This window comes from Paracraurococcus ruber (assembly GCF_004353985.1).
Classification (GTDB): domain Bacteria; phylum Pseudomonadota; class Alphaproteobacteria; order Acetobacterales; family Acetobacteraceae; genus Paracraurococcus; species Paracraurococcus ruber.
This window is the reverse complement of record NZ_SMOA01000183.1, coordinates 1-11,710: the sequence shown is the minus strand read 5'-3', so window position 1 is coordinate 11,710 and position 11,710 is coordinate 1. Positions and strand designations below refer to the sequence as shown.

Annotated in this window: 8 protein-coding genes; 2 read left to right on the top strand and 6 right to left on the bottom strand. The window is 74.0% G+C overall.

Annotation, left to right across the window (positions count from 1 at the left end):
• Positions 1–92: 92 nt before the first annotated feature.
• The 6 genes from E2C05_RS23085 to E2C05_RS23060 form a co-directional block, all read right to left on the bottom strand.
• Positions 93–953, bottom strand: coding sequence for an EAL domain-containing protein (locus E2C05_RS23085; RefSeq protein WP_133222000.1), 861 nt, complete (start codon positions 951–953; stop codon positions 93–95).
• Between the two features lie 762 nt (positions 954–1,715).
• Positions 1,716–2,456: a DUF1194 domain-containing protein gene (locus E2C05_RS23080; RefSeq protein ID WP_133221999.1), complete on the bottom strand. Its 741-nt coding sequence runs from the start codon at positions 2,454–2,456 to the stop codon at positions 1,716–1,718.
• A gap of 176 nt (positions 2,457–2,632) precedes the next feature.
• Entirely contained in the window at positions 2,633–4,426 is a 1,794-nt protein-coding gene (locus tag E2C05_RS23075) for a sensor histidine kinase (protein ID WP_133221998.1), read from the bottom strand.
• Between the two features lie 429 nt (positions 4,427–4,855).
• The gene (locus E2C05_RS23070; protein ID WP_133221997.1) at positions 4,856–5,431 is read right to left on the bottom strand and encodes a DUF924 family protein; all 576 of its coding nucleotides are present in this window, start codon (positions 5,429–5,431) and stop codon (positions 4,856–4,858) included.
• Positions 5,428–8,346, bottom strand: coding sequence for an FAD-binding and (Fe-S)-binding domain-containing protein (locus tag E2C05_RS23065; RefSeq protein WP_133221996.1), 2,919 nt, complete (start codon positions 8,344–8,346; stop codon positions 5,428–5,430). The genes E2C05_RS23070 and E2C05_RS23065 overlap by 4 nt, the downstream gene beginning before the upstream one ends.
• Before the next feature lie 306 nt (positions 8,347–8,652).
• Complete coding sequence (locus E2C05_RS23060) at positions 8,653–9,636, bottom strand: Bug family tripartite tricarboxylate transporter substrate binding protein (protein WP_158292314.1); 984 nt, start codon at positions 9,634–9,636, stop codon at positions 8,653–8,655.
• Positions 9,637–9,853: 217 nt separating this feature from the next.
• Here E2C05_RS23060 and E2C05_RS23055 point away from each other — a divergent pair, with 217 nt between their 5' ends.
• On the top strand, positions 9,854–11,038 hold the full coding sequence (locus E2C05_RS23055; RefSeq protein ID WP_133221994.1) for a pyridoxal-phosphate-dependent aminotransferase family protein: 1,185 nt from the start codon (positions 9,854–9,856) through the stop codon (positions 11,036–11,038).
• 99 nt (positions 11,039–11,137) lie between these two features.
• On the top strand, positions 11,138–11,620 hold the full coding sequence (locus tag E2C05_RS23050) for a thermonuclease family protein (protein ID WP_200306670.1): 483 nt from the start codon (positions 11,138–11,140) through the stop codon (positions 11,618–11,620).
• The last annotated feature ends 90 nt before the right edge of the window (positions 11,621–11,710 follow it).

Genomic DNA, 11,710 nt, shown 5'->3' with positions numbered 1-11,710 from the left:
CGGGGGCCGGCGCGGCGGCGCCTGCGGCGGGCGGGCTGCGCGGCCCTGGCCGGCTTGCGCCGGCCGCGGGCCGGGACTCGAGGAGGCGGGTCTCATGCGTCCCCGGTTGTGGTCCCTTCCGTCGCCGGTGCAAGGGGCGCGGCCGGGCAGGGCTCCAGCTCCGCCGGGACGCCGAACAGGAAGCCCTGCGCCTCGTCGACGCCGAGCCCGGCCAGCAGGTCGCGCTGCGCCGCCTGTTCCACCCCTTCCGCCACCAGCCGCAGGCCGAGCGCCCTGCCCAGGTCGCGCAGCGCCCGCAGGATGGCGAGGTCGGGCCCCGCCTCGGCCAGGCCGGCGATCAGGCTGTGGTCGAATTTCAGCGTGCTGAAGGGCAGCCGGCGCAGCCGGCCGAGCGAGGCATGTCCGGCGCCGAAATCGTCCAGCGCCAGGCCGATGCCGCGGTCGCGCAGGCCGCGCAGCAGGCCGACCACCTCCGGCCCCTCCGGCAGGGCCAGCGTCTCGGTCAGCTCGAGCTCGAGCCGCTCGGGCGGCAGGCCGGTCTCGGCCAGCGCCGCCTCCACCTGGCCGGGCAGGGCGCCGGTGAGGATCTGCCGGGCGGAGACATTCACCGACAGCCGGCCGAGGGCCGGCCGGGCGGCCGCCGCGGCGGCGGCCGTGCGCAGCACCCAGGCGCCCAGCGCGACGATGAGGTCGGAGCCCTCGGCCACCGGGATGAAGGCGGCGGGCGCGACATCGCCGCGCTTCGCATGGCGCCAGCGCAGCAGCGCCTCCGCCCCCACCTGCGCGCCGTCGGCCAGGCGGATGCGCGGCTGGTAGTGCAGCGTCAGCTCGCTGCGGCCCAGGGCACCGCGGAGGTCGGAGGCGAGGCGCCGGCGCAGCCCGCGATCCAGCAGGCTGGCCGCGGCATCCAGCGGTTTCCGGGGCGGCGGTCCTTGGGGTGGTTCGGGGGGCATCCTGCCGATCCTGTCCAGGGCGGGGAACGCCACATGCCGGGGACGGGGCCGAGGGGCCGGCAGTTGCGCACGGACCGCCGCGACCCGCTGCGAATCGCAACGGGGATCAGGCTAGACCAACACTTTTATGCGAGGAAGTGCCGAAACTGAGACGGCCGCGCACGGGGTCATGCCGCGGGCGCGCCCGCAGTCGGGTGCGGCGATGGTGCGCGGCGCGTCATGGCGCCGCCGGATGCGTCCCGTCCGGACCCGTGCCACCCGATGGCGGGGCGGCCTGCCCCCCGCGAGGCCGAACTCACCCGTGCCGGTCGGTCGTCCCGCGCGGCGATCCGGGACAGGCGTCGCGCGCTGCTGGCGGATGCCGCGGTTGCAGACCCGCGGCCGGGTCCGGCGGCGTGCCGCCCGGCGGTGAGGATGCGCGCAGGGGCGATCGCGCCGGTCGGCGGGACATGGTGCCCAGGGCGCAGCGTCGATCCGCCGGATGATCCATCGCCGCAGGCGGCGCGCGCGGTCCGATGCGGCGGCGAAGCGCTCCCGTCGCCGCGCCCCGGTCCCGGCGCCGGTGGGATCGGCGGCCACGGCGTCCGGTCCGCACCCCGCGCGCAGGGCCGCGCGGGCCTCAAGCGCCGCGGGGTCGCGCGCGGGGCGGACCGGGCGGCCCGCCAGATCGGGCGGGCCAGGCCGCGACCGTCTGCCGGCCGAGCCGCCGATACCGTGCCAGCCGGCGCCGAGAGCGGCTTTCCGGCCCGCCGCGAGGCGCGGTCAGGCGAAGCGCTCGACCCGCGCGCCGGGCGCCGGCACCGCGGCGATCTCCCGGATGATCTTGCGCCGCACCGCGGCCTCGAAGGCGGTGAAGCCCTCGGCCACCACCAGGAAGGCGCCGGGGCCGCCGATCACCTCGTCGCGGTAGTATTCGTCGAGCGGCGGCAGGCCGGACGCCTGCGAGAAGGGGCTCGGCTGCTTGTCCAGCACGGCGAGGCCGTTGAGGACGATGCCCTGGGCCAGCGCCTCCTCCCGCGCCTCGGCCACCGGGCGGCCGGAATTGTTGACCCCGTCGCCGGAGATGTCGACGACCTTGCGCGTGCCCTCGAAGCCCTGGCCGAACTGCTTCGCCGCGAAATCCATGGCGCCGGAGATGGAGGTGTAGAGCCAGGTGCGGCGCGGCGCGGCGGCGATGGCATCGGCGAAGGCGCCGGCGGTCTTCGGCCCGTCCAGCTTCGTCCAGGGCACCACCACGGTCTGGATGTGCCAGTCCGACCAGGTGAACATCATGCAGGCGATGGACCCGACCGGCCCGCCCATGATGCCTTCGATCAGGCGCGGGTCACGGAAGGCATTCTCGTAGCCGGTGAACTGCAGCTCCTGCTCCTCCGGGTCGACGGAGCGGCTGACATCCACGGCAAGGACCAGCTCGACATCGACCGGCGTTGTGGCGCGGGCGGCCTGGTTTCTGAGCAGGGCGGGCATCGCCAGGGCGGCGCCCAGCAGCGAACGACGGAACATGTGACCCCCTTTTTGGACCGGGGGCCGTGGCGCGAGGCGCGCCGCGGCTGGACCGGCAGGTGCAAGGCGGGCCGTTGGCTGGGTTGCGTCCCTTTGTTGCAGACAGACTACAAACTACCATGCTGCACCGCAAGAAATTTGGTGCAATGCACAATTCTTGGCCGGACCCGGATCCCTCAGCGGGCCGGCCGGAAACCGATCCGGGCGGTGAGGCCGCCCGGATCAAACCGCAATTCGACCTCCGCACCGGGGCCGAGATCCTGCGCCAGAGCCCGGCGCAGGAGCCGCGTGCCGAACCCTTGCCGCGGCGGCGCGGCGACCGCTCCTCCGGCCGCCAGGCTAGCCGGATCGCCGGCCGGCCCCGCGACGGTGACGCGGCCATCCGCGCCGGCACCGCTGGTGCCCATGGCACCCCCGGCCGGGCCATCGCCGACCGCGCTGGCAAGGGTCGGGCCACCCGCTTCCGACCACAGGATCGTCAGCCGGCCCTCCGGTGCCTCGGCGCAACGCAGGATCACCTGGCCACCGGGTACCGACAGCGCCCCATATGCCACCGCATTGGTCGCCAGCTCGTTAAGCGCGAGCATCAAACTCTGCGCCTGCAGCGGGCCGAGCCTGGCCCCGCCGGTCGCCGATTCGATGCGGATGGCGCCGCCGCGCTGCGGGTCGTTCAGCCAGGGGCGCAGCGCCCCCTGCAGCACCGCGGCCAGCGGCACCGCTTCCCAGGACCCGGCGGTGATCAGGTCATGCGCCGCGGCCAGCGCCCGCAGCCGTCCGGTCAGCGCGGCGGCGGTGCCGCTGGCATCCCCGGCCCGGGCCCGCAGCGTCTGCAGCGCCACGGACTGCACCGTGGCCAGCATGTTCTTCACCCGGTGGTTCAGCTCGGCCACCAGGACGCGCCGGCGCCGCTCGGCGGTCGCCAGCGCGGCGGCGACGTCGTCCACCTCCCGCAGGCCGGCCTGCTGCACCAACGGCAGGTTGCCGGTGCCGAGCTGCACGAGGACCCGCAGCGAGGCCCGCACCCGGCGCGCCAGGGCGAGCGAGAGCAGCAGCCCGGCCGCCAGCAGCGCCGCGCCGGTCGCCAGAAGCTGCAGCAGCGCCCGGCGCAGCGGGTCGGAGAAGTCGCTCTCCGGCGCCGCCAGCGCCGTCCAGTAGCCCGAGCGCGAGGCGCGGCCGAGCGCCACCACCGAGGCGATGCCGTCCAGCGTCGGCGTTTCCAGCAGCAGGGCGGCGGGCGGGTCCGGCGCGGTCACCGCGGCGACCACCGCCGGCATGGCGCGCTGGCCGACCGTTTCCTCCGGCCGGGCGGTGCGGGCGACGATGACGCCGGTGGCGTCGAGCAGGGCGCCGCCCCAGCCCGCCGGCAGGACCGGCTCCGAGAGGATGCGGGCGAGGCGGCGCAGCGGCAGCGCGGCGCTGAGCGCGAAGGCCGGCGCCGCCCCGCCCCCCGGCCGGGCCAGGGACGCGCCGGGCCCGTCCGCGGCCCCGTCCATGACGGGGCCATTCGCCCCGGCCAGCATCCCGGCCGGCAGGAAGACCGGCACGACGACCGCCACGGTCGGCCGGTTGGTCCCCACGCCGGCATGGAGGTTCGACACCACGGCGCGGCCGCTCATCAGCGCGTCCTTCGCCGCGGCATAGCCCGGGGCGCCTGGCCGCCGCGTTCCCGGCGGCCAGGCGGTGTTGATCAGCTGGGTGCCGTCCGGCAAAGCGAGGGTGAGGTGCTCGCCGTCGAACTGCGAGAGGGAGAGGGCGCGCATCTGCGCCTCGAAGGCGACGTGGTCGCCCGCGGCCAGGACCGGGGCGCTGGCGAGCACCCGCAGCACCGCCTCGGCCCGGTCGAATTCCCGGTCCACGGAAAAGGCCATGGCGCGGGCCTGGGCCATGAGCCGGTCGCCCGCGCGCATGCGTTCGCCATCATAGGCCCGCCAGACGGCCAGCGCGGCCAGCGCGAGAAGGGGCAGTGCCACCGCGGCGACAAGCAGGGCCAGGCGGCCACGCAAGGTCGGAGGGGATGGCTGGAACTGGGTGGTCGAAATGCGCCCGGGCCCTTCGCCGCGACCTTGCCCGGGTTCTCGCCCGTGCCCGGTGGAACGTGCCACGGCATGAAGTTTCGGGGTACCGGCTCGGCACCCGGATTCCACCCCGGCTCACCGGGATTTGTGCCGGATGGCATTGCGCCGCCGTCATTCGTGCAGCCGCGAGCCTGCCGCCCCGTCGTCGTGACCCGTCTTGATCCCCGCCATGGATCCGGGACGAATCCGGCTTCGCCGCTCCAGCGAGTCGCCCGACCGGCCGGCATTCGGGCGCCGCCGCCCTCCACCGGCGCGCGCCGTGGTCCCGCCGCCGGCACGCGGCGCGGGTGGGCGCGTGGAGGCCGGGACATCCGTGGGCAGGGATCAGAAGCCGCCGCCGGCGGCGAGCCAGTCCCGCTCCGCCGGCGTGGAGTCCCGCCCGAGCGCGGCGTTGCGGTGCGGGAAGCGGCCGAAGCGTCGGATCACTGCGCGATGCGCCCAGGCGAAGCCGATGCTGCCCTGCGGCCCGGCCTGGACCGGGTCGTCGCGCAGCCCCTCGAACAGCGCGACCGAGAGATCCTGGTCGGCCATGTCCTCGGCATGCTCGAAGGGCAGGTAGAGGAAGCAGCGCGCGGTGGGCGGCAGGGCGAGGTCGTGGCGGTCCCGCAGCACCGCCTGCCGTGCCACGGCGCGGGCCTTCGGATCGCCGGCGAAGGCGGCGGCGGTGCCGCGATGCAGGTTGCGCGGAACCTGATCGAGCAGGAGCAGCAGCGCGAGGGCGCCCTCGGGCGTCGCCGCCCAGGCATCCAGCGCGCCGTCCCGCGCCGGGGCCAGCAGCGTGCCGAAGCCGGCGCCGCAGGCGGCGTCGAATTCCGGGTCGGGGCGGAACCACCGCTCGCCGCGCCAGAGCGCGAGGTCGCCGCCGAACCAGAAATTGAGGATCGCGGCCGCCGTGGTCATGCCAGCGCCATCTCCAGCACCCGCACGCCGTGCAGCGCCGTCCGGCCGGAAAGATCGGCGATCTGGTGCCGGCAGGAGGTGCCGTCGGCGACGATCAGGTGCTCGGCGGGCGCCGCGCGCACCGCCGGCAGCAGGGCAAGCTCGGCCATGGCCTTGGAGACCTCCAGGTGCTCGGCCTCGTAGCCGAAGCTGCCGGCCATCCCGCAGCAGGAGGAGGTGATGGGCTGCACCTTCAGCCCGGGGACCAGCGACAGCATGGCCACCGCGGCGGGGAAGGCGCCGAAGCTCTTCTGGTGGCAATGGCCATGCACGTGCACGGCCGGCGCGGCGAGGGGCTTGAGGGCGAGCTTCGGCTTCTCCCGCGCCAGGAATTCCGACAGCAGCAGGGCGCGGTCGGCCAGCGCGCGCGCCGCCTCGCCCGGCAACAGGGCGGGGAATTCGTCGCGCAGCGTTAGGAGCGAGGAGGGCTCGATGCCCACCACCGGCGAGGACACGGCCGAAAGCGCGTCGAGCGTGCGCTTCGCCTCCGCCCGCGCCTGCTCGACGAGGCCGGCGGCGAGCAGGGTGCGGCCCTCGTCCAGCGGGCGCGCGCCGCGCGGCGGGCGGGCGACCGCGACGCGGTAGCCGGCGGCGGTGAGCACGCGGGCGGCGGCGCGCAAATTCTCCGGCTCGAAATAGCGGTTGAAGACATCGGGGAAGAGGATGACCTCGCCGTCCCGCCCATCGGGCGCTGGCAGTTCGGCATCGTGGAAGGCGTCGTGGCGGAAGCGCGGCAGGCTGCGTTCGGCGGCGAAGCCGAACAGGCGCTCGGAGAGGGCGGCGAGGCCCGGCACGCGGTCCCGCGCATTCGCCAGGAAGGGCAGGATGCTGGCATAGGGCGCCCAGCGCGGCAGGGTGGCGATCAGCCGGTCCTTGGGCGTCACGCCGTGCCGCCGGGCGCGCGCCGCCAGGGCCTCGATCTTCATCTTCGCCATGTCCACGCCGGTCGGGCATTCCCGCCGGCAGCCCTTGCAGGAGACGCAGAGCTTGAGCGCGGCATGCACCTCGTCCGAGGCCAGCGCATCCGGCCCGAGCTGCCCGGTCAGCGCCAGGCGCAGCGTGTTGGCGCGGCCGCGGGTGAGGTGCTGCTCGTCGCGCGTGGCGCGGAAGCTCGGGCACATCACGCCGGCATCGAATTTCCGGCAGGTCCCGTTGTTGTTGCACATCTCGACCGCGCCGAGCAGGCCGCCCTGCGGGCCCGGCCAGGCGGACCAGTCGAGCGCCGGCGTCACCGCCGCGTCCGCGGCATAGTCCGGGTGGTAGCGGAACAGCGTGCGGTCATCCATGCGCGGCGGGCGCACCACGCGGCCGGGATTCAGCAGCGCGTTCGGGTCGAAGGCATCCTTCACCGCCTCGAAGGCGCGGGCGATGCGCGGGCCGAACATCGGCTCGTTGAACTCGGACCGCACGATGCCGTCGCCATGCTCGCCGCTATGGCTGCCCTTGTATTCCCGCACCAGGGCGAAGCATTTCTCGGCGATCTCGCGCATGCGGCGGACATCCTCGCCGTCCTTCATGTTGAGGACGGGGCGGACATGCAGGCAGCCGACCGAGGCATGGGCGTACCAGGTGCCCTTGGTGCCGTAGCTCGCAAAGACGTCGTTCAGCCGCTCGGTATAGTCGCCGAGGTCGGCGAGCGGGACGGCGCAATCCTCGATGAAGGAAACCGGCTTCCCGTCGCCCTTCATGCTCATCATGATGTTGAGCCCGGCCTCGCGCACCTCCGCGACCGAAGCCTGCAAGCCCGGGTCGATGCAGCGCACCACGGCGTCGGGATAGCCGAGATCGGCCATCATCTCCTCCAGCCGGTCCAGGCTGCGGGCCAGGGGCGCGTCCTCCTGCCCGTGGAATTCGACGATCAGCAGGCTGTCGGGCTCGCCGCGGACGATCGCGTCGATGGTGGCGCGGTAGATCGGGATGCTGCGGCCGAGATCGATCATGGTGCGATCGACCAGTTCCACCGCCTCCGGGTCCAGCGTCACCAGGTGCTGCGCGGCATCCATGGCGGCGCGGAAGGTCGGGAACTGGCAGATGCCGAGCGCCTTGCGCGGCTTGATGGGCCAGAGCTTCAGGTCGAGCGCGGCGGAGAAGGCAAGGGTGCCCTCCGACCCCACCAGCAGCCGCGCCAGGTTGCCGCGGCCGGCGGCGCGCCCGGCGGGGGTCAGCGCATCCAGGTTGTAGCCGCCGACGCGGCGCAGCTGGTCGGGGAAGCGGGCGGCGATCTCCGCCGCTTCCCGCGCGCCGAGGGCGCGCAGCCGCTGGATCAGGTCGGCGATGCTCGTGGGGACCTCGCCGCCCAGGTTGTCGGGCAACTCGGAAAAACGGAAGCGGCTGCCATCGGCCAGCAGCGCGTCGATGCCGAGCACGTTGTCGGCCATCAGCCCGTAGCGGATGGATTTGCTGCCGCAGGAATTGTTGCCGGCCATGCCGCCGATGGTGCAGCGCGCCCAGGTGGAGGGATCGACCGGGAAGAACAGGCCGTGCCGCTTGAGCGCATCGTTCAGCGCGCCGAGGGCGATGCCGGGCTGGACGGTGGCGGTGCGGGCATCAGCGTCCACCGCCAGCACCTGCCGCAGATGCTTGGTGCAGTCGATGACCAGCGCGCGGTTCACCGTCTGGCCGCACTGGGAGGTGCCGCCGCCGCGCGGCAGCACCGGCACGCCTTCCTCCCGGCAGATCGCCATCGCCGCCTCGACATCGGCGATGGTCCGCGGGACCAGCACGCCCACCGGCTCGATCTGGTAGATGCTGGCATCGGTGGCGTAGCGGCCGCGGTCGCCGGCGGCCCACAGCACCTCGCCCGCCGTCTCGCGCCGCAGGCGGTCGCCCAGGCGGCTGTCGCCAATGCCGGCGGCGGAGGGGTTGATGGCATTCATCGCGGCGTCGGTCCCCGGCGGCTTCCCTGTCGGATGATCTAGGGCGGATCGGCCGGCCTGTCCGATCTAGAATGCTCATCGATGCGACAAGGCGCGCTCATCGGCGTCGGGGCGTGGATCGGGAGGAGGCTCTGCCACCCTCCCACGGACCCCCCTCCGCCGAGGATCGCACCGACCCCCGGCCCCCCGCATGGGCTCGATCGCCGCTGGCGCTGCCCGCGGCGATGACCCAGGCCGGTCCAGGGGTCGCCCGACCCCTCGCAGGGGGCGTTCGAGGGGGACGGCGTCCCCCTCGATCCCGAGCCCTCAGCCCGTGATCCCCGCCCCGCGCACGATCGGCGCCCAGCGCGCCCCCTCCTGCTTCACGAATTCCAGGATCTCCTCCGGGCTCGGATTGCCGAGGGAGCCGAGGCCGAGGCCGGCCAGGCGCTCGGCCACCGCCGCCTCCTTCATGCCTTCCTGGCAGACGGCGTTGATCCGCCTGGCCAGGTCCGCCGGCATCGCGGCAGGCGCGGCCAGCAGGAACCAGTTGGAGACGACGACGCCCGGGAAGCCCTGTTCCACCGCCGTCGGCACTTCGGGGAAGATCGGCAGGCGCTGGGCCGAGGTGAGCGCCAGCGGCTGCAGGGCGCCCTGCCGCACCGAGCCGGCATGCGCGCCGATGGTGTCCCAGAGCATCACCGTGTCGCCGGACAGCACGGCCGCCTGCGCCTCCGGCGCGCCACGGAAGGGGACATGCAGCATCCTGATGCCCGTCGCCTGTTCGAACACCAGCGCCGCCAGGTGCCCGACCGACCCGGTGCCGGAATTGCCGTAGCTGATGCTCTCCGGCCGGGCGCGGGCGGCGGCGATCAGGTCGGCCAGCGTCCGGATCGGGCTGCCGGCCTTCACCGCCGCGAGGATGGGCGCGCCCCCGAACATCGTGATGAAGGTGAAGGCACGCGTCGGGTCGTAGGCCAGGTTGGGGAGCATGGTCGGCGCCACCGCCAGCGGGCCTGTATTGGTCGTCGCCAGGGTGTGGAAATCGGTCGCGGCGGCGACCGCGGCGGTGCCGACGGACCCGCCGGCGCCCGGGCGGGATTCCAGCAGGAAGGGCTGGCCGAAGGCGCGCTCCAGCCGGTCGGTCAGCAGCCGGGCGGCGATGTCGGTGGTGCCGCCGGGGGAATAGGGGTTGATGATCCGCACCGGCCGGGTCGGCCAGGTGGCGGGCCAGGCGCCCTGCGCGCCGGCGAGGCCGGGCAGGGCGAGCGGTGCGGCGGCAAGGCCGCGCAGCAGGTGGCGACGTCGCATCCCAAGGGTCTCCCGGCCCGGCGCCGGGCGAAAGATGTCGCCGGCGTCATCCGCCGGTAACATTGCAAGACCCGTGCCGCCGGCCAACGGCCGGCCCGGCCCATCCGGCAGCCTCATCGATCCGAGAAGGGCTTCTCATTGGCGCCGGAGGAGGCATCGGCGGCATAAGCCGCGCTGAGCCCGGCCGGACCGCGCCGCCACCCGAGGAGACCCATCCATGGCCTACTACCAGTCGAAGCCCGTCGCCGGCCGGCATTTCCTGCAGATCCCCGGCCCGACCAACGTGCCGGACCGCGTGCTGCGCGCCATGGACAACCCGACCATGGACCATCGCGGCCCGGATTTCGGCCGCTTCGGCGCGCAGCTGCTGGAAAAGGTCCGGGCGGTGTTCCAGACCAGCCAGCCGGTGGTGATCTACCCCGCCTCCGGCACCGGCGCCTGGGAAGCGGCGCTGACCAACACCCTCTCGCCCGGCGACCGCGTGCTGATGTGCGAGACCGGCTGGTTCGCGCATCTCTGGCAGGAGATGGCCGACCGGCTCGGCATCCAGGCGCAGCTGCTGCCGACCGACTGGCGCCGCGGCGCCGATGTGCCGGCGATCGAGGCGGCGCTGCGCGAGGACAGGTCGCACGCCATCAAGGCGGTCTGCGTCGTCCATAACGAGACCAGCACCGGCTGCACCTCCCGCATCGAGGAGGTGCGCAAGGCCATCGACGCCGCCGGCCATCCCGCGCTGCTGCTGGTCGACACCATCTCCTCGCTCGGCTCCATCGACTACAAGCACGATGCCTGGGGCGTCGATGTCACCGTCGCCGGCAGCCAGAAGGGGCTGATGCTGCCGCCCGGCCTGTCCTTCAACGCCATCTCGGCCAAGGCGCTGAAGGCGACCGAGACCGCGAAGCTGCCGCGCAGCTTCTGGGACTGGCGGCCCATGCTGAAGGCGAACGAGACCGGCTACTTCCCCTACACGCCGGCGACCAACCTGCTCTACGGGCTGGACGCCGCCTGCGACATGCTGCTGGAGGAGGGGCTGGAGGAGGTCTTCGCCCGGCACGACCGCTTCGCCGAGGCGACGCGCCGCGCCGTGCGCGCCTGGGGCCTCGAGATCCAGTGCGAGGACCCGCGGCACTACTCCTCCGCCCTCACCGCGGTGCGCCTGCCGGAGGGGCACAGCGCCAACGCCCTGCGGGCGGCCATCCTCGAGAAATTCAACATGAGCCTCGGCAACGGCCTCGGCCGGCTGAACGACCGGGTGTTCCGCATCGGGCATCTCGGCGATTTCGGCCCGCTCTCGCTGGTCGGCACGCTGGGCGGGGTGGAGATGGGCCTCGCCGCCGCCGGGGTGCCGCACAAGGCCGGCGGGGTGCAGGCGGCCATGGCCTATCTGAACGGCAACGCCTGACACCTGGCACGCAACACCGGGCGCCGGGCGCTCGGTTGCCATAAACCCTTCGTTCTCCAAAGTCGTTTGCCTTAGGCTTGCGACTTTGGAGATCGAAGCTTGCGACTGCTCCCCGTGCTTGCCCTGCTCGCTTCGCTGCAGGCCCCGGCGGCCTTCGCCGCCGACCTGGTCGGCCGGGTGGTCGGCATCACCGACGGCGACACCCTGACCCTGCTGACGCCGGACAAGCGCGAGACCCGGATCCGCCTGGCCGAGATCGACACGCCGGAGCGACGGCAACCCTATGGCACCCGGGCGCGGGAGGCGCTGAGCAACCTCGCCTTCGGCCGCGAGGTCCGGGTGGTGGTGGAGGACACCGATCGCTGGGGCCGCACGATCGGCCATGTCTTCGCCGGCCGGCAGGACGTGAATGCCGAGATGGTCCGCCGCGGCGCCGCCTGGGTGTACCGGGACTACAGCCGCAACCCGGCTTTGCCGCGGCTGGAGGCGGAGGCGCGCGCTGCCCGCCGCGGCCTCTGGGCCCTGCCGGAGGCGGAGCGGATGCCGCCCTGGGAATGGCGCCGCCGGCCGAAGCAGGGCTGAACGGTCCATCCGGCCGCGACAGCGCCGCGCGGCGCGGACCGATGGCGGGCCGCCGCAGGCCCCCAGCGCGGCCGGGCCCAGCTGGCGGGC